This is a genomic window from Gemmata algarum, from assembly GCF_034097035.1.
GTDB lineage: Bacteria > Planctomycetota > Planctomycetia > Gemmatales > Gemmataceae > Gemmata > Gemmata algarum.
The window spans coordinates 18936-37789 of the sequence record NZ_JAXBLV010000233.1 but is presented as its reverse complement, the minus strand read 5'-3'; the positions used below and the strand labels follow the sequence as shown (position 1 = coordinate 37789).

Annotated in this window: 12 protein-coding genes; 9 read left to right on the top strand and 3 right to left on the bottom strand. The window is 69.0% G+C overall.

Going from position 1 to position 18854, the window contains the following annotated elements; all coding sequences use genetic code 11:
* The first annotated feature begins 512 nt into the window (after positions 1-512).
* The 9 genes from R5W23_RS28965 to R5W23_RS28925 all read left to right on the top strand — a co-directional run bounded on the left by R5W23_RS28965 (position 513) and on the right by R5W23_RS28925 (position 11422).
* The gene (locus tag R5W23_RS28965) at positions 513-1343 is read left to right on the top strand and encodes a hypothetical protein (protein ID WP_320689391.1); all 831 of its coding nucleotides are present in this window, start codon (positions 513-515) and stop codon (positions 1341-1343) included.
* Between the two features lie 72 nt (positions 1344-1415).
* Positions 1416-1937: a hypothetical protein gene (locus R5W23_RS28960; protein WP_320689390.1), complete on the top strand. Its 522-nt coding sequence runs from the start codon at positions 1416-1418 to the stop codon at positions 1935-1937.
* A 45-nt stretch (positions 1938-1982) separates the two neighbouring features.
* Entirely contained in the window at positions 1983-3218 is a 1236-nt protein-coding gene (locus R5W23_RS28955) for an MFS transporter (protein WP_320689389.1), read from the top strand.
* Positions 3215-4909, top strand: a complete 1695-nt coding sequence (locus R5W23_RS28950; RefSeq protein WP_320689387.1) for a CHASE3 domain-containing protein — start codon at positions 3215-3217, stop codon at positions 4907-4909. Before R5W23_RS28955 ends, R5W23_RS28950 begins: the two co-directional genes overlap by 4 nt.
* A gap of 17 nt (positions 4910-4926) precedes the next feature.
* Entirely contained in the window at positions 4927-6213 is a 1287-nt protein-coding gene (locus R5W23_RS28945) for an MFS transporter (protein WP_320689386.1), read from the top strand.
* Entirely contained in the window at positions 6210-7268 is a 1059-nt protein-coding gene (locus R5W23_RS28940; RefSeq protein ID WP_320689385.1) for a metallophosphoesterase, read from the top strand. The genes R5W23_RS28945 and R5W23_RS28940 overlap by 4 nt, the downstream gene beginning before the upstream one ends.
* A gap of 16 nt (positions 7269-7284) precedes the next feature.
* A complete protein-coding gene (locus R5W23_RS28935; RefSeq protein WP_320689384.1) occupies positions 7285-8547 on the top strand; it encodes an anion transporter in 1263 nt (420 codons plus the stop codon).
* 14 nt (positions 8548-8561) lie between these two features.
* A complete protein-coding gene (locus tag R5W23_RS28930; RefSeq protein ID WP_261188938.1) occupies positions 8562-10046 on the top strand; it encodes a sensor histidine kinase in 1485 nt (494 codons plus the stop codon).
* Positions 10043-11422 carry a sigma-54-dependent transcriptional regulator gene (locus tag R5W23_RS28925; protein ID WP_261188937.1) on the top strand — a complete coding sequence of 460 codons (1380 nt, stop codon included), beginning with the start codon at positions 10043-10045 and terminating at the stop codon, positions 11420-11422. The genes R5W23_RS28930 and R5W23_RS28925 overlap by 4 nt, the downstream gene beginning before the upstream one ends.
* Positions 11423-11791: 369 nt before the next feature.
* Here the strand turns inward: R5W23_RS28925 and R5W23_RS28920 are convergent, their stop codons facing one another.
* The 3 genes from R5W23_RS28920 to R5W23_RS28910 form a co-directional block, all read right to left on the bottom strand.
* Positions 11792-14650: a DPP IV N-terminal domain-containing protein gene (locus R5W23_RS28920; protein ID WP_261188936.1), complete on the bottom strand. Its 2859-nt coding sequence runs from the start codon at positions 14648-14650 to the stop codon at positions 11792-11794.
* 735 nt (positions 14651-15385) lie between these two features.
* A complete protein-coding gene (locus R5W23_RS28915; RefSeq protein WP_261188935.1) occupies positions 15386-16327 on the bottom strand; it encodes an ABC transporter ATP-binding protein in 942 nt (313 codons plus the stop codon).
* 145 nt (positions 16328-16472) lie between these two features.
* Positions 16473-18818, bottom strand: a complete 2346-nt coding sequence (locus R5W23_RS28910; protein WP_320689383.1) for a hypothetical protein — start codon at positions 18816-18818, stop codon at positions 16473-16475.
* Positions 18819-18854: the final 36 nt, after the last annotated feature.

Below are 18854 nucleotides of genomic sequence, written 5' to 3'. Positions count from 1 at the left end.
CGAGAGTTGCGAGATCGGCGGCGGAGAACGTCAGTGTGGTGCGTCGAGCCGATCACACCAACGATCGAAAGCGCCGCGTCAACTGCCGATTCCGCATCAACGACGTGCGCCCGAAACTGAAATCGCTCTACTCCAAAATTAGAACCTGACGCAGCACTCGAACCCCGGTAAGTCCTGACGCAGCAGCCCCGCACCGCGAGGGCCGAAATTCAAATCGGTGCCACATCACTTTGGGTGGGTGGGGATCCCCCGCCCACCGGGCGAGTACCGCCCAACCTCGCGTGTGCGTGACTCCTGATCCGGAGGTGACGGCGGGAAATTACATGGCTCCAAAGCCTACAAATGTCGCGATTTTCTCTCAATTCACACGTCCGCATCTAGCCCTGCGTTTGGTCCGGCGTCCGGTTTGCTTTGGGTCCGGCGGCTCCGGCACGCTTCCCGAATCGTGACCGCTCGCGCCACCCGGCCGGACCGCAACGGCGCAGACTGTCACATGCACAACGGAGACGATCATGCGATTCACCCCCGGCCGGCTTCTCGCGCCGGCCCTGTTCCTGGCCACCGGCTTGCTGGTGGTCACCGGCGGGGCTGCCGGTCAGCCCGCCAAAGACAAAGAACCCGGCAAGGAGAAGAAAGACAAGAACAAGGGTCCGAAGGACGGTCCTAAAGGCGGACCCGAAAAGGGCGCGAAGGAGTTGCGGAAGGCGTTCGACGGGATCACCGAGATCGCCCAGACGGCTCCGGCGGGCAAGGACGCCGCACGGCTGCTGGACCACGCGAAGGCGTTCTACCGGGCCGCACTGAATGCGCACCCCGATGACCCGCGCCGGGCGGGTGAACTCGCGCTCGCCGTCAACGACGCCGTTCGTGGTCTCGAACACCTGCGGCGGTCCTCGTTCCAGCCGGTCGCGGGGGTGCCCGAACCGCCGCTCGACCGCGACGGCCCGCCCGCACCGAAGGACGGTCCGAAGGGCAAGGGGGCGCCGCCGCCGCCGAAGGACGGTCCGAAGGGCCGCGACGACGCCCAGGCTGAACGAGGGCCGTGGTCCCCGTCGCTCGACGCGCTCACGACCGTCCAGGATCAGTTCGCGGGAACCGACGCGCCGCCAAAGGGGGCGGGAAGGGATTTCTTCGACACCGCGAAAATTGTGTACCGCCAAGCCCGCACCGCTTACGAGGCGGGTGACTACCGCAAGGCGGCCGAGCTTGCGCGGGCGGCTGGCGCGTGGCTTCGGGTGAACGAGCACCTCGCTCGCGCCGAGTGGGACGGCGCCGCGGTGCCGCCCGCCGCACCCGAACCAAAGGGCCAGGGCGCGCCGCCGTTGCCGCCCATCAAGGAATGAGCCCAGCCCGTCGCGCGCCGGCCGTTCGGCGCGCCTCTCTTCACCACTCGAACCGCCAAAGGAACCTGACTCGTGGGCAAGCACCGCAACCCCGCAGGACCCGAAACCCGACCGCTCGCCGGCACGGTCCGCCAGCACAACTTCAGCCCGAAGGGCGAGATCGAGGGCGTGCTCCTCGATACCGATTCCGGCCCGGTGCAGGTGAACTTTCCGCACGGACCTGGAGCCGCTCGTTCCGTGCCGACGCCGGGCGCGCTCCTTCGCCTGATCGTCGCACCGGACCACCGGACCGCCGACCACGCCCCCGGCGACCATCCCGTGTACGAGTTCGTCTCCGATGCCGACGCCGCGGCGCCGGTTGCCGAGGGTGTCGTGGCGCGCCTGAACTACGCGCGGCACGGCGAGCCGAACGGGGTGGTCCTAGACACCGGCGACTTCATTCACCTGAAGCCGCACGGCATGCGGCAGGTGGCGCTCGCCGTCGGCACCCGCGTGGTGGCCGAGGGAACCGCGCGGCCGACCGTCACCGGTCACCGGGTGATCGAAGCGACCGTAGTCAACGGCACCGAACTCGCCCACGGCGGGCCGCACTGACGCCCGACGCAGATCTGTTCGCCGCACCATCTACTGGAGCCACACGTGTCAACCGTCGCCGGACCACCGACCGCACCGACCTTTGTTCCGGGAGCTGCCCTGCGCGACCGGGTCGGGCTGAACGCGGCCAACTTTTTTCTCGCCGAGCTCACCGGCGTAATCATGCCGTTCCTGGCGAAGCTGCTGGCCGGGGACGGGTGGCGCGACGACGCGATCCAGTTCACCGCCGCCGCGTGCGGCCTGGGCGTGTTCCTGATGCAGACGCCCGCCGGCGTCCTGACCGATCACGTCCGCAACCGCCGGCTCCTGCTCGCAATTGTGTCCCTCGCGGTCGGCGCCTGCTTCGGTGTCCTACCGCTGGTGCCTGCGACCGGGTGGGCGATCGGGCCGCTCGTGTTCGTCGGCGGCGCGGCGCAGGCGTTCTTCGTTCCCCTCCTGGGCGCGCTGGCGCTGGGGCTCGCGGGGCACACGGCCCTGCACCGGGTGATGGGCGAGAACCAGGGGTGGAACCACGCGGGTAACATCGCCGCCGCCATGACGGCGATGGCGGTGGCGAGTTGGCTCGGGCTGAGCGCCGTGTTCTACACCGTTGCGGTCGTGTCCGTGCTGGCCGCGGTGAGCGTGTTTCTGATCCGCCCGGGCGACCTCACGAACGAACCCGCGGCGCGGACCCAAGCCGGTGCGGGCCTCCGGGACCTGTTCCGCGACCGGCGGGTCCTCGTGCTGTTCGCGTCGGTGGCCCTGTTCCACCTGGCGAACGCGCCGGTGATGCCTCTGGTGGGCCAGTACATCGCCCGGCTCGGCGGCTCGGACACGCAGGTGGCCGCTGTCGTGCTCGTCGCTCAGGTGGTGATGGTGCCGGTCGCGGTGCTCGCGGGGCGCTGGTGCCACACGTGGGGCCGCAAGCCGGTCTTCGCGGTCGGGTTCGTGGCGCTGCCGGTCCGCATCCTCCTCTACTCGTTCACGTCCGACCCGTGGGTGCTGGTCGCGCTCCAGGTGTTCGACGGGATCGGTGCCGGCATTTACGGCGTGGTCGTGGCGGTGGTGTGCGCCGACCTCACCCGCGGGCGGGGCGGGTTCAACGCGCTCCAGGGCCTGCTCGCGACCGCGCTGGCGGTGGGCGGGGTGCTCGGCCCGCTCGTCGCCGGCCCACTGGTTCAACACCTGGGGTTCGCGTCCGCGTTCCGGGCGTTCGCCGCCGCCGCCGCCGTTGGCGCGGTCGTGTTCCTCGCTCTCATGCCTGAAACCCGTCCGGACGACCGCGCGGAGAGGCGACCGTGACGCTAACCCATCCGACCCCGCTCGCGCGCCTCGCCGGGCTGGCCGATCGCAACTTCCTCCCGCTGCTGCTCGCGGCCTACGTTCTGGCGGTCGTAGCCCCCGGGCCGGGGTGCCGGCTGTGCCGGTGCGAACTGGGTGCGGTGGCAGCCGTCCGCGCCACACCGCCGGTGATCCTGCTGGCAGTGCTGTTGTGGAACGCGGGCGTGTGCACCCCGGTGGGGCAGTTCCGGCAACTGCTCCGCCGCCCGTGGGTGCTCGGCGCGGGGCTGGCCGCGAACGTGGTCGCCCCGTTGCTGTTCGTGGCGGCCCTGGCGGGCGTGCTGCGGCTCTGGTCCGACCCAGGCGACCTCGCCGCCCTGCTGATGGGCTTGGGCGTGGTCGCGTCAATGCCCATCGCCGGCTCGGCGACCGCCTGGGCGAAGAAGGCCGAGGGCGACTCGGCTTTGAGCCTCGGCTTGGTACTCGGTTCGACGCTGCTCGGCCCGCTCACCACCCCGGCCGTGCTGTTCGGCGTCAGCCTGTTCCTGTCCGGCGACGACGCCAACGCGCTGCGGGCGCTGGCGACCGGCGGCGGGGGGGCGTTCCTGTTCCTGGCCGTCCTCCTGCCCACCGCCGCCGGCCTGCTGACGCGCCGGTTGGTGCCCGACCTGCCCGAGCGGGCCGGACCGGCTCTCAAGGTGCTGAACGCGGTCGTGCTGCTCGCCCTCGTCTACTCCGGGGCCTCGGCCGCGCTGGATGCGACCCTCGGCAAGGCGTCGCCGGACTTCCTGGCCGCGATGCTGGGCGTGGCGGTGAGCTTCTGCGGGGTCGCGTTCGCGGCCGGGTGGCTGGTCGGCCGGCTCACCGGCGCGACGCCCGGCGAGCGCACGGCCCTGCTGTTCGGGCTGGGTATGAGCAACAACGGCTCCGGGCTGGCGCTGGCCGCGACGGCCCTCGCCGGGCGCCCGCAGGTGCTGCTCCTGGTCGCCGGTTACAACCTCGTCCAGCACCTGGTCGCCGGCGGGGTGGACGCGGCCCGGAAGCGGTTGCCACCGACCGGGTCGGCCGCGGCGGAGTCGCGGTGGGCGCTCCTGCGGCCGGTCGCGTCGTTCGGGTTCGCGCTGGCGGCCGGGGCGGTGGTGGCCGCCGCGTGCGGCTCATACTTCGGTGTCCGCGGGCTGGCCGACACGCACCGGCAGGTTGTCCACACCCACGAGGTGCTGACGGAGGTGCGCGACACACTGTCACTGCTGAAGGACGCCGAGACCGGGCAGCGGGGGTACCTGCTGACCGGCGATGCGAAGTACCTGGAGCCCTACGACGCGGCCGTCGCGCAGGTGCGCCAGCGGTTCCGGCGCTTGCGGGCGTTGACCGCCGACAACGCGGACCAGCAGGAGCGCCTGGGCGCGCTGGAGCGGGTCACCGCGGTGCGGCTGGGGGAACTCGACGAAACGATCCGGCTACGCCGGGAAGCGGGGTTCGAAGCGGCCCGGCGGGTGGTGGTGGAGGACCGGGGGAAGAACCTCATGGACGAGGTGCGGCGGCTGACCGGCGAGATGGAGGCGGCGGAACAGGGCCTCCTAGAGGCCCGAGCGGAAGCGGCCGACGCGCGGGTCCGGCGGTCCGGCGGCACGGTGATCCTATTGGCCGCGTTCGCCGTCTTGTCCGTCGCCCTGCGGCGGTTCGACGCGGCGCGGGAGTCGAAGTCATGAACGGGGGCCGAATACACATGGACCGCGAACGACTGGAGCCCGACGCCCGTGCCTGGACGGGCACCGAAGGCCGATCCGCTCCCGACCCGGTGCCGGGCTGGCGGAACCGGGGCGCGTTGCACTCCGCGTACTTCCTTGGAATGACCGGGATCGGCTTCTGCCTGCCGTACCTGCCGCTTTACCTGAAGGAAGAAAAGGGGTTCTCGGACCGGGGCATCGCGCTCGTGTGGGTGCTGGCCGCGGTCGCCGGGCTGGTGCAGTTCCCCGTCGGGCTGTGGTCCGACCGCGTCGGCGTCCGCAAGCCGTTCCTCGTCGTCGCCCTCGCGGTGCTGGCGGTTGCGACCGCGCTGCTCCCGGCCGCCGGGCCGACCGGGGCCGGCGGCGCGGTGCTGATCGGGCTGCTCGTCGTGCTGTTCGCGGAGAACGGCCCGTGCCGGGCGACGGTCGAGAGCATGGCCGGGGCCGAGGCCACGCGCTTGGCCCCGCCCGGCGGGGTCGGCGCGGCGCTGGGGGCGCTGCGGCTCTGGCGGCCGGTTGCCGTCGTGCTGACGGCGCTCGTCGGTGGCGCGGTCGTGGAGGAGCGCGGCATCGGTTGGCTCCTTGGGCCGCTCGCGGTGGTGCAGGCCCTGGCGGTCGGGGCGGCGCTCCTGATTCGCGAGGGCGGCCGGAAGTTAGAACCGACCGTCGAGGTCCCGGCCCGGCGGGCCGACGCGCGCCGGAACGATCCGGTTCTCTGGGCGTTCGTCGCGGCGATGGTGCTGTTCCACGTCGCCAACGCCCCGCCGGGCGCGTACCTCGGCCTGTTCCTCAAGAACGACCTCGGCGCGCCGGCCCGCGACCTGTCTTACGCCTTCGTCGTCAGCATGATCGCCTGGACGGCCTGCGTGCGCCCCGTCGGGCGGCTCGCCGACCGCATCGGCCGCAAGCCGCTCCTGGTCGCGGGCTGGGCGGTGATGGCTCTGCGGCTCGTCCTACTCGCGCTCGCGCGGGAGGGCTGGCAGGTGCTGGCGATTCAAGTGCTCGACGGCTTGGCCCAGGGCCTGTTCGCGGTGGCCGCCGCCGCGTGGGTGACAGACCGGCTCGGCGGCGCCCGCCGGGCCGGTGAGGCGCAGGTGCTGGTCGGCAGCGCACTGGTCGTCGGCTCTGCGGTCGGCCCGGCGCTGGCGGGGCTGGTAGTGACCGACCTCGGATACCGGGGCACGTTCGGCCTCCTGGCGGGCGTGGGGTGCATCGCGACGCTCGTGGTGGCGCTCGCAGTGCCCCGGGAGGTCCACCGCGGCGGCAGACACGGAGAAGGTGCATGAATCCTGATGACACTGTAACGGTCCTGATCCCCGGCGATCTGCACCTGACAGAAGCCGGGCTACCGAACCACGCCGCCGCGGTCCGCACCGTCGCGGACGCGAACGAGTTGATCCGCCCGGATTTCGTTCAGTTCATCGGCGACAACGTGCAGGACGGCACCGACGAACAGTTCAGCCTGTTCAGTGACCTGTGCGCGCGACTGCGGGTTCCCTGGTTTGCGCTCGTCGGCGACCACGACGCGCAGGGCGACCCGGCGGCGTGCCGGTTCCGCGCCCGCGTCGGCGACCCGTGCGGTTCATTGTCCGTTCGCGGGTTCCGGTTCGTGCGGCTCAACACCCAAGAGGCGCACCCGGTCGGGCTCTCGGCCAGGCAGATGACGTGGTTCCGGGCGGAGGTCGATGCGGCCCGAGCGGCGGGCGAGCGGGTCGTGGTGCTTCAGCACAACTACCCGTACCAAATCTGGGAGGACTTCGCCGGGGCCGGCACCGACGCCTGGCGCGAGGTGGTCCAGACGCGCCGCGTTCACGCGATCGTGTCGGGGCACACGCACTACTGGCAGCTCGCCAACGACGGCCGCAACGCGGCGGTCGCGGTACGGTCGATCGGCGACCCGGAGGGCGGGCCGCCGGGATACGCGGTCGCGGCGTTCCACGGCGAGGATTTTGCTGTTGCGTACCGCCCGGTGGACGATTGCGGCCCGCTGGTCCTCGTCACCCACCCGCGCGAGGCGATTCTTGCGACCGGCCCGGCCCACGTCGTGACGAGTGCCGACGAGGTCCGGGCACGGGTGTGGTCGGCCGAACCGGTCCGGGCGGTCGGGCTGTGCGTGGACGGGGGCGCGTGGGTACCGATGGGGCCGTGCGGCAACGGCTTCTGGCGGGCGCCGCTGCCCGGTTCGCGGCTCGCGAAGGGCGTGCACCGCTTGGTAGTGCGCGCCGAGGACGGCACCGGTGGCGCCGGTGCCCACGAGGTCGAGTTTGCGGTGGACCCGACGGGTCGCTACACCGCCGTGCCGATGGTCCGTCCGCTCGTGACATCAACCGCTTTCTGTTGAGCGAAATGGAGGAACCGTGTCGGGAAGTGCCGCTCTTTGGCTGACGCTGTTGTGGTTCGGGCTGACCTATTTGGGGCTGGCTCTCGGCCGGGTTCCCTGGCTGCGCACCGACCGGACCGGGGTCGCGCTGGTCGGGGCGGCCGGGGTGCTGGGGTGCGGCCTGTTGTCGTTCGACGAGGCGGTGCAGGCGGTCGACTTCGCCACCATCGCCCTGCTCCTCGGCATGATGGTGGTGGTCGCGTTCCTGCGCCGCGCCGGGTTCTTTGCTCGGCTCTCCGGCTTCGCCCTCGGCCGAGTGCGGTCGCCGAAAGGGCTGCTGGCGGTCACGATGATCCTCTCCGGAACCCTGTCCGCCGTCCTGGTGAACGACGTGGTGTGCCTGGCGCTGACGCCGCTGGTGGTGCACCTCACGCGCCGGCTCGGGCTGGACCCGCGCCCGCACCTGGTGGGCCTCGCGGTGGCGAGTAACCTCGGCTCGGCCGCGACCCTGACCGGGAACCCGCAGAACATGATCATCGGCGGGCTTTCGGGCATCTCGTACCTCCGGTTCGCCGCCAAGCTTGCCCCCGCCGCCCTCATCGGCCTGCTCATCGGGTACGTCGTGGTGCTGGCCGCCTACCGCACCGCGCTGAGGGCCAAGGACGCGGGCGGGCTCGCGCCGGAGCCGGACGTGAAACCAGACCGCGTCCCTGCCGGGCGGCGGCACACCGCGCTCCTCGTGAAGGGCATCGTAGTGACGGGCGCGGCCGTCGCCCTGTTCTTCGCCGGGCACACGATGGCGGTGGTCGCGCTCGGCGCGGCCGCCGTGCTGCTCCTCGACCGGGTAAACCCGGCGAAGGTATACCCCCACATCGACTGGGGCCTGCTGCTCATGTTCGCAGGGCTGTTTGTCGTGGTCCGGGCGTTCGAGGTCCATGTCCTTTCAGTGTCCGGCGTGGACGGGTGGGCGGCCCGGGCGGACCCGGTGTGGGCGCTGTCGGGACTGTCGGCGGTGCTGTCGAACGTGGTCTCGAACGTGCCCGCGGTGCTGCTGTTCAAGCCGGTGGTCGCGGCGATGCCGGAGGCGGCCCGCGAGACCGCGTGGCTGGCGCTGGCGCTCTCCAGCACGTTCGCCGGGAACCTGACCGTTCTCGGCTCGGTGGCGAACCTGATCGTGGTCGAGCAAGCGCGGAAGGAAGGCGTTACCATCGGGTTCTGGGACTACTGCCGGGTTGGCATCCCGGTCACGCTCCTGACGCTCGTGGTCGGCGCGGCGTGGCTGGCCGTTGCACGGTACTAACGGGGCGGGATGAAATGGGCCGGGCGCGGGTGGTTGTCGTGGTACTGGTGTTCGTGGTGTCCCTCGCGGCACTGGCGGCTAGTAGCGGGCTAGCCCTGTGGCAGGGCACCGACGAACTGGCGACCCGAGATCAGCTCCGTGCTGCCGCCACCGAGCTGGCGGCGGCTCTCCCCGAACTCCCTCCAGACCACCCGGGTGCCGTCCTACCTGAGCCCGACAACCGGCGGCTCGCGGCGGCCGCCCGGCGCGCGTTGGAAAACTACCCCGGCGCGGAGGGCGGGTTCTACTTCACGGCCTCGGACCAGTTCGCCGGGGCCGTAGTGGGCGGAACTGACCCACCCCCGGACCCGCCAGCCGGGGCGGCGAATGGGGGCGGTGAGAAGCAAGACAAGAAGGGCGATAAGAAGAAAGACGCCGACAAGAAGTTGCCTCCAAAGAAAGACGCGGAACGGGGCAAGGGGGCCGTTGCGGCCCGGCGGGAACCGCCCCCGCTGGAAACAGCGTCCATCCGCCAGCAGTGCCGCGAGGCCGCGCTTGCCGAGGCCGGGTGGCCGCCGACGGTGGAGGTCCGCGACGTGGGGCCGAGCCGGGTCGCCGTAGCCGCGGCCGGCGTCGGTGGGGAGCGGCCGGCTCGCGCGGCTGTATGGGTCATGGTCCGGCTCACCGGCCCGGAGCAGCAGAAGACCCGGCTCGGGCGGCTCCAACTGGCGACCGGTCTGTCGCTCGGCGGCGTCCTCTTGGCTCTGACGCTGGCCGGCTGGCTGGTCGCCTCCCTGCGGGCCGAGGCCCGGCGGCGCGAACGCCTCGGGGAGGAGCTGCGGAAGTCGGAGCACCTCGCGGCGCTGGGCCGGTTGCTCGCGGGCGTGGCTCACGAGGTTCGCAACCCGCTGACCGCGATCCGCTCGACTGTTCAACTGTGGGAGCGGTTGCCCGCCGCGGCCCGCACCCCGGAATCACTGGCCGCGGTGGTCGGCTCGGTGGACCGGATCAACGAGCTGGTCGGCCGGCTGCTCCTGTTCGCCCGCGCTGGGCACGAGGCTCGCCGTCCCGTGGACCTGAACGCTGTCACGGCCGAAACGCTCGAACTCGTCCGCGCCCGCGCGGACGCGCTGGGCGTGGCAATCGAGTCGGACCTCGCGCCGGGCCTGCCGCCGGTGCCCGGCGCGGCTCAGGCCGTAGGTCAGGTGGTGCTGAACCTCGTGACCAACGCGCTCCAGGCGATGCACGCCGGCGGGCGGCTCACGTGCCGCACCCGCGCGACCGGCGGGCGCGTCGAGCTGGCCGTGGCGGACACCGGCCCGGGCGTCCCGCCGGAGGCGTGGGACCGCGCCTTCGAGCCGTTCTTCACCACCCGCGCCGACGGCACCGGGCTGGGCTTGGCCCTGTGCCGCGAGGTCGCCCGGCAGCACGGCGGCGACGTGACCCTGGACCCACCGGGCGGCACCGGTGCGACGTTCCGGCTCACGCTTCCCCTCACACCGAGCGGAGAATCCACATGAGCCGGCACGCGCAAACAGTCTTAGTCGCCGACGACGACCCCGCGACCCGCTCGAACCTCGCGCTACTGCTCCGCTCGGAGGGCTATCGCGTGGTCGAGGCGGCCGACGGGGATGCGGCGGCCGCGGCACTGGCCGATCCGGCCGTTGCGGCCGCGTTGCTCGATCTCCGAATGCCCCGGCGCGACGGCCTCGCGGTCCTCCGCGCGCACGCCGACCGGCTGGACGAGGTGCCGGTAGTGGTCGTCACGGCCTACGGCGGCAGTTCGGCGGCCATCGAGGCGATGAAGCTCGGCGCATACGACTACTTGACCAAGCCGTTCGACCTCGACGAGGTGCTGTTCACCGTTCGCCGGGCGCTCACGCAGCGGTCCCTCGTGGCCCAGGTGCAGGCGCTGTCCGCCGACCCGCTGCGCGACGACCCCGACCCGGACGACGACGAACTGGTGGGCCGCTCGCCGGCAATGGTCGCGGTGTTCAAGGCCGTCGGGTTGGTCGCCCCGGCCGACGAGCCGGTGCTGGTGCTGGGCGAGAGCGGCACCGGTAAGGAGCTGGTCGCCAACGCCATCCACCGGAACTCGCACCGCGCGGCCGGGGCGTTCGTCAAGGTGAACTGCGCGGCACTCAGCCCGACGCTCCTGGAGAGCGAGCTGTTCGGGCACGAGAAGGGCGCGTTCACCGGGGCGGTGGCGCGGCGCCGGGGCCGGTTCGAGCAGGCCCACGGCGGAACGCTGTTCCTTGACGAGGTGGGCGAGTTGGGGCTCGACCTCCAGGCGAAACTGCTCCGGGTGCTCCAGAGCGGCACGTTTGACCGCGTGGGCGGCGAGGAGACCCTGACGGCCGACGTGCGCGTGGTGGCCGCGACCAACCGCGACCTCAAGGCGCGGGTGGGGGCCGGTGAGTTCCGCGAGGACCTGTACTACCGGCTCGACGTGGTCGCGGTCACGCTCCCGCCCCTGCGCGAGCGCCGGGATGACATCCCGCTCTTAACCGACCACATCGTAAAGCAGTTGTCCCGGAAGCACGGGTGGCCGGGTCTGGCCCTCTCTCCGGAGGCGGTCGCGGCGTTGACCCGGCGCGACTGGCCGGGGAACGTCCGCGAGTTGCGCAACGCGCTGGCGCGGGCCGCGATCCACGCGCGAGGCCGCGTTGTGCGCACCGAACACCTCGCCGGCGATCACGAGGCCGGTGCGGTTACCGCCCCCACGCCGGGCGCCGATCCTCTCGACCTGCGGGCCGCGGTGGCCGAGACCGAACGGCGGGTGATCCGCCAAGCCCTCGAGCAGGCCGATGGGAACCGTACCCGCGCCGCCAAACTGCTCGGCATCAGCCGCCGACAACTGTTCGAGAAGACACGCGCCTACGGCCTCGACCGGTAATCCGGTCGGGTTCAGCCAACGCGCCCATTTGTAACCGTTCACGGGGTCAACGCGCTGATTTTCAAGGAGTGGGCGAGCTGATAGTGACACTTAGAGGCCTAAAAGCGCTCCATAATCCCGCAAATGCTTGATTTTCCAACGATTTATATCGTAGACGGTTAAAAATAACACAAACACAATCGTAAATATATCAGACACTCAGCCTCCCAAAAATCCGAAAGGCGAGGCAGAGAAAGACAGTAAAAGAGGGTTGGTCTTCTCTCTTCGTCTCTTCTCTGCGCACTTTCATGCCCTCTGCGGCGAACCCTCCTCAGCTTTCTTTCTGCGGTCAGCTCGCTTCAGCTTCCTCTCCGCAGTCAAATCTGCCTGTTACTTTCGCTTCACGTCCTTGATGTTGATGTCCGCACCGGTCTGGCGGTCGCCGAGCAGGTGCTCGGCGAAGAAGTCCCACATCCGCTGGTTAAAGTATGGCTGCGCCACACCGAACCCGTGCCGCGCCCCCGGGATGATGAGCAGGTCGAACCGCTTGTTCGCCTTAATCAGCGCATCAACTAAGCGCATCGTGTTCGCCGGGTGGACGTTGTTGTCGATCTCGCCGTGAACCAAGAGCAGGTGCCCCTTTAGGTTGTCGGCCAGTTCGGCGTTCGTCGGCACCTTGATCTCGAACTTGGTCAGCGGCAGCACGACTGCCGCGGCGGCCGACGCCAACGGTGGCTTAGTGCCCGCGAGACGTGGCGGAGGGGCCAGCGCAAGTTGCGACTTTGCCGCTTCGGCCTGCTGGAGCCGGGCGAGCCGGGCCTTCAGCGCAGTGATCTGCGCCTCAAGCTCCTCGACCGACCGCTGGTCCTCGGGATCGAACCGCTGCATCAACTCGATCAGTTCCTCCTCGATTAACTCCTCTTCCGCCGGCCCCTTTTTGCGCCCGCCGAAGCCTTTGCCCCCAGTGCCGGCGCCGGTCGATCCGGTCGAGCCCTCCTTTTTTTCACCCTTTTCGGTGGCCACGGGCACCTCTTTAAGGCCGTGGTACGTCTCCGACCAGTTGTCGTTGTAGATGTTGTTGTCGTGGTTCCCGGCGCTGGCGACCGCCACCTTGAAGAAGTCGTTGTACGGCTTCTGAAGCAGCGCCGCGGCCGACATGAACCCGCCGCCGGAGTGCCCGAAAATGCCCACCCGGGACACGTCAAGGAAGGAGTGCCGCGCGGCAAGCGCTTCAATGGCTGCCTTCTTGTCCACCAGCCCGTAGTCGCGCAGGTTGAAGTACCCAAACGAGTGATACGCCTTCGACCGCTCCGGGCTACCGCCGCGGTGCCCCACCTGGATCACGACGAACCCGAGCTGCGCGAGCTGCATGTTGGTGCTGTACGCCGAGAACCGGTACACCACGCCTTCGGTCTGCGGCCCCGGGTACACGTGCGCGATCACTGGGTACTGCTTCTTCGGGTCGAAGTCGAACGGCTTCCACATGTTGCCGTACAGGTCCGTGGTGCCGTCCGCGGCCTTCACGCTGAACGTTTCCGGCATCTTCCAGCCGGCCTTCTCGAGTGCGCTCAAGTCGGTGGTTTCCAGCAGCATCAGCGATTTGCCGGTGTCGTCGCGGACCACCGCGAACGGCGCCCGGTCCACCGCGGTGCTGTTCGTGACGACGAACTTCTTGCTCGGCGACAGCGTCGATGTCTGGTTCAGCCCGCGCTCGACCGACTGGCCCATCCGGTCGCTCGGGTCGAGGCAGGTGAGTCCGGTCCCGTCCAGCTTCACGCGGTAGGTGTGCGTGTAGTACGGGTTCTCGCCCGACTCGCGGGCGTTGCCGATCAGGTAGACGAACCCGGCCTTCGCATCGACTTCGACGATGCGGCTGGCCCGCCACGGGCCGCTGGTGATGGCGTTCTTGAACGTCCCGTCCCGGCCGTACCGGTAGAAGTGCCCCCAGCCACTCCGCTCGGACCACCAGATAAACTCGTCGGTCTCTTCGAGGTACCGCGGCGACTGCGTTTCGAGGTACGCGGCCTCGAACCCCTCGCCGAACATGCACTTGCACTGTCCGCTGAACACGTCGAACGCGCACACCTCCAGGTTGCGGCGTAGACGGTCCCGGCGGATGAACCGCAGTTCACCCGGACCCTTACCCCAGCGGACATCGGAGTACCGCTCGTCACGCCACTTCGGGCTGACCTTCGTAAGCGCCTTCTTCTCGGTGTCGCAGTAGTACAGCTCGGTCTTGCGGATCTCGGCCTCAGCGGGCATCGGGTACTTGTACTGCTCGAGCTTCGGTCGCGGGGTCGCGATCGAGTCCACGAGGTACAGGTCCTTGATCCCGCGGCTGTCGGTCCGGGTGACGTAAAAGGCTTTCGAGTCCGGTGACCATGTCACGTTCGCGCGGGTCTTGCGGTCACCCGAAGTCGCCCCCTTCGAGCCGTCGTTACCGCCCTTGTTGAAGGCGCCGCCAAAGCCACCGAACCCGCCGAAGCTGTACTCGTCGGCGCCGTCGGTGCTGAGCTGCGTGGCCTTGTCTTCGGGCTGTCCCTCGTCACACAGGTACAGGTTAAACTTGTACACGTAGGCGTACTTCTTCTTGTCCGGCGAGTAGTTCTTGTACGAGCCGGGACCACCCGGGTTTGCGGGGGGCTGCATGCCACCTTTGCCCGTGTCGTCTTTCTTGGTGTCGTCCTTCTTTTCGGTATCGGTCTCGCCTTCGCGCATCCGGCGGAGCATCTCGTTCACCCTCTCGTCGCCGAGTTGGCCGCGCATCCGCTCGATCGCCTCAGGTGACATGCCCCCCTGTGTCGGCGGCGCCTTCCCGAGCGATTTGAGCTTGCCCGCTTCGAGGTCGTACTCGTACCGGCCCTCCCCGAAAACGAAGTTGAGCTTCTTTCCGTCCGGCGTAACGGACACACGGTCCATGCGGAAAGTGTCTGCGTCAAGCGGCTGCTTAGACGCCTCGGACAGCGCGGCGGCCAGGCGGCTATGGTCGAACAGCGGGGTGCGTTCCAGTTTGGCCGGGTCCACCTTCCAGTACTGGGCGCCGGATGCGGTGCGGGCCGAGTACCAGAACACGTCCGTCTTGCCAATCCACTGGGGCGAAACGGACGCCTCGCGCGCGTGCTGCGCGACGAATTCCTTGCTGAACTTTTGTGCGAGCGGGTAGTTAGCCCCGGTCACACGCTCCTGAGCGGCAACCAGCGGGGCCAGCGCAATCAAAAGCAGCGCAGCTAGCGCGTGGTATCTAGTCATGTTGAGAATCCGGAATGTTGAGCGGGGGAGGGTGTTAGTTTACCCGCAATTCAGATCCGGCGGCAACAATGCAAGTCTGCGGATCTGGGAAATGTGGGAGAACCAGGCCGCCCACACTGAATCCAGTATCGCGTCGAAGCCGAGATGTGCGATCGGTTGTTCTCTGTGACCGCGGATCTTCCGTTCTCCGTTCCGGGACTTCGAGCGCTCGGCGGAATACTCTTGCCACACGCTTCACACGCATATCAGTAGGCGGCACGCCCGTGATCCCCAACACCCCTCGGAATCCCAGACGCCCCCTCGGATTCACTCGCATTCGTTTGTGCGCAACCCGTTTCCGTGCAATGGACCACACAGCGGAACCGGTCCGCCGTTCGCTGACACGCCAAGGCAACAAAATCAGTATCTTTCGAGTATTGCAATACATCTGGTAGCGCCCTTCGGGCTGTCAGCCAGCGACAAGGACGAGAAGATAGACGCAAAATTACTGGCCGGGGCGCCCCGGCCGCCCGAGGTGATTCAGCCTCTCCTCGCAAACTGTTGATACATCACAGCGTCACCTGTGAACGGTTACTCCAAACGAGTTGAACAGGCCTGTGAGGCAGGTATGCGGCTGACGACAGGCGGAAACGGTACACAGTCAACGTCGAACGAAGTGGCGCCGAAGTACAAGAAAACGCGTTCGGGGCTGGCGAACGAAATGGTTCCCCGTTCGCCAGCCCCGAACGGACGCAATCAGCTCGTGATGCCCTTCGTGATGTTCAGGAAGATGTGCTCGATGTTGATCTCTTCCTCGCGGAAGCTGTGCAGCTTGAACCGCTCGGCGATGAGCCGTTCCGGAATGAAGCTGCCGTCGTCCAACCCGGCCCGCAGCGCGACGCGGACCACCCCCGCCTTCGGGTCTACTGCCGCGGATGACACCTCTTTGTAGGTGCCGAGCTTGTTGGCGGCGTCGGGGTTGCGGTCCCCCACCGACACCAGGAACACCCGCCCGCCGCGGATCTTGCGGACTTGCTCCTCGGCCGCTTCCACGCTGCCATTGAAGATCAGCTTCCCGCGCTCGATGATCCCGAGCGTGTTACAGATCTCCGCCAGCTCCGGGAGGATGTGCGACGACAGCATGATCGTCTTGCGTTCTTGCCGAAGCCGCTTGATCAGCTCGCGCATCTCGATCCGCGCCCGCGGGTCGAGGCCGCTGGCCGGTTCGTCGAGGAGGAGCACCTGCGGGTCGTGCAGCAGCACGCGGGCCAGCCCGAGCCGCTGCGTCATCCCGCGGCTGAGGCTCGTGACCAGCGCGTCCCGCTTGTACCCCAGGTCGACGTAGTCCAGAACCTGCGCCACCTTCTTTTTGCGCGCCTCGCCCTGAATGCGGTACATGGCCGCGAAGAACTCCAGGTACTCGGTCACCTTCATGTCGTCGTACACGCCGAACGCGTCCGGCATGTACCCGATGGCCCGGCGGATCTCCGTGGACCCGGTGTAGATCGAGTACCCGCACACCGTGGCCTCTCCCCAGCTCGGGTTGAGCAGCGTGGCGAGCATCCGCATGGTGGTGGTCTTGCCAGACCCGTTCGGGCCGATGAACCCGTACACGTCGCCCGGCTCCAGCTTCAGGGACAGCCGGTCCACCGCGAACAGCTCGCCGTACTTCTTAGTCAGGTCGCGGCACTCAATCATGGCTCGCTTCGCTCGCAGTGTTTGGTATTTTCGTGTGTTGTGTTTGGTCGGATCATTTAGCCGTCACGATCCGGAAGATGCCCGGTCGAACGCCCGACACGAAACGCCAAACACGGCGACTCGGATTGCACGCACCGTCGCACGATCAACGAACCGGCAAATAAAATCGGACCCACGTTTCCTGGCGGCCGGTGCCGGGTAGTGGTTGGCGAGCGCTATGACCCGGCAACCCCTTGAGCCACACCCGCGACGGCGAGGTCGGACCGCTCAGCACCTCCTCGGCGCTGCCAGTCGGCGTCGCGACCCGACCTACCACGATCACCTCGTCGCGGGCAAGTTGCCCGTGGTACTCCGCGAACCGCCACGACTGGTCCAGCCGGCGGAGCGACGCGTTCCTCGCGACCACACCCTCGTCGTTCCGCAGCGCCCCCTCATGGAACAGCAGCCCGGTGAGCGGGAGCGGCCCGGTGTACACCGTTTGCTGTTGCAACTGCCGCTCGACGTTCTTCTGACCCGGCCGGTCAGCGTACGATTGCACCCGCCGGAGCAGTTCTTCCAGCTTCGCGTTACCGCGGAGCCACTCTTGCGTACTCTCCCCTTGAACCATCACCAGCCGCACCGTGCGACCGCGCGTGATCACGCCGCCCGGCAGCGGGTACGCCTGCCCTGCGTAGAACGCGACGCAGTCGGTCAGTTCCGGTACCGGCAGGTCGTGGCGGAACGTGCCGATCGCCCGCGAGCGGTCCCCGGGCGGGTGCACTAGGTCGGAGGTCACCGGCCCCGGCGCGCCGTTCAGTTTCGCCGACCAGTTCGCGGAGAACGCCTTCGTGGACCACACCTGAATCGGTACGCCCTCCAACCCCTCGTCGCGCCGGAGATACCGCCGCCGGGTGAGGCTCGCGCGCCCTGCACGCGGGGCACCGAACCCCGCCACCGCGGTTCCCTCAGGGAGTTCCTCGGCGGCCCAGCCGTCACCCGGCGTCAGCCCGACCGAGTATGAGTCGATGCGGGGGCTGAACACCGTGAACCACGTCGAACCGTACACGCGGTCCGAAGCCGGGTCCACATCCACGATGTCGAGTTTGTTCACCTTAAGGTCACGCCCCTTCACCGCGGACGCGGAGACGTAGGCCAGCACGCTTACCGTCAGCACGATGATCGGGAACGTGACCCAGGTCAGCTCGAGCCGCCCGAACACGCGCTTCAGCACATAGTATTCGACCGGCCCGACCAGCAGGATGTACAGCGCGATGAGGAGCGCCACCCAGCCGAAGGACACCACCGGAACGCCATCGAAGGCGTCGTTGTGGCCCCGTACCGCGACCGCGATCTCGTCCTCATCCTCCGTCATGCTGCCGGCCGACCGGGGCTTGCCATCGCCGCCGCTGGACGCGCGGCTCGCGCCGGCGTCGCGCAGCAGGAAGTCCCAATAGTCGGCCCGTGCGGCGAACTCCGCGAACTGCGGGCCGTCGAGGTCGAACGCCACCTGCGTCACCCGCCCCAGCCCCAGCGGCGCCTGCACAACGACCGCGGGCCGCTCTTCGTTCGCGACCGGCGGCGGGCTGAGCACGCGGGCGGGTTTGCCAGGGCGGGCCGCGAGATTCGCGACCGGGAACGCGCCGCCGCGCCCGCCGAGCGTCCCGCTGGCGGAGTTCTTTTCGCCCGCGGGCCACACCAGAGCGACCGCGGACACGTCGCGAGTCGGCGCCTCCGACCGCACCCGGAACGGGAGGAGCGGTTCCATCGCCGGGAGCGACGCCACGACCGGGGCGTTCACCCCGACCGATGTCACGGCGCGCCCGCCCCGGCGCACCCATTCGACGAGCGCGTCGCGCTTCTTCTGGTTTTGCGGGGTGGCGTCCGGCGCGAAGAGCTGTTTCACGAAATCGGCAGCGCCGGTACCGAGTACCACTAGGTCGGCGCCGTCATAGCCGTACCACCGGTCGGGAAGTTGGGCGACGGTCGCGATGTGCGTGAAATCCACGCGCCCGGCGCGGAGCGGCCCCGAATCGGCGGCGCCGGCGGGCCGTGGCAGCTCGAACTTGGGCGCCGTGCCTCCCAGCGCGAGCACCACGTATTGCAGCGATTCACGCACGCGCGGTTTTACCCGAAACGGCTCGGACAGGGCCGCGCCACCCTTCGCCCGCACCCAAACGGTGACCTCACTCGCGAGCCCGTTGGGGCGGACGTACCCGATCGCGGCACGGTCGGTCGCCAGGTCCACCGGCACGACCGAGGTCACGGTCACCTCGTCGGGATCGGGCGCTTCGATCACCACCTCGGCCGGATCGGCACTGGTCCCATTCACCTCGAAATTGACATACACCGGCGCCCACGCGCCGAACTTGGCGATGAACGTGTCGTCACGGCCGCTGGGGAGCCCGACCGCGGCGGCGGTGATCTTCACACCGTCTTTGGCGGTGGCGGTCGCGGCGCCGAGGAGGAACACGAGCAGCGTCGCGAGGGCGCGCACCACAGTCGCCGTTGGCATGTCGGTCTCGGCTTCTTTCTTTACCCGGCGGGGCAA

Coding starts and splice junctions, on each gene's coding strand:
- R5W23_RS28965 (WP_320689391.1), top strand. CDS start 513: ATGCGATTCACCCCCGGCCGGCTTCTCGCGCCGGCCCTGTTCCTGGCC.
- R5W23_RS28945 (WP_320689386.1), top strand. CDS start 4,927: ATGGACCGCGAACGACTGGAGCCCGACGCCCGTGCCTGGACGGGCACC.
- R5W23_RS28940 (WP_320689385.1), top strand. CDS start 6,210: ATGAATCCTGATGACACTGTAACGGTCCTGATCCCCGGCGATCTGCAC.
- R5W23_RS28930 (WP_261188938.1), top strand. CDS start 8,562: ATGGGCCGGGCGCGGGTGGTTGTCGTGGTACTGGTGTTCGTGGTGTCC.
- R5W23_RS28925 (WP_261188937.1), top strand. CDS start 10,043: ATGAGCCGGCACGCGCAAACAGTCTTAGTCGCCGACGACGACCCCGCG.
- R5W23_RS28920 (WP_261188936.1), bottom strand. CDS start 14,650: ATGACTAGATACCACGCGCTAGCTGCGCTGCTTTTGATTGCGCTGGCC.
- R5W23_RS28915 (WP_261188935.1), bottom strand. CDS start 16,327: ATGATTGAGTGCCGCGACCTGACTAAGAAGTACGGCGAGCTGTTCGCG.
- R5W23_RS28910 (WP_320689383.1), bottom strand. CDS start 18,818: ATGCCAACGGCGACTGTGGTGCGCGCCCTCGCGACGCTGCTCGTGTTC.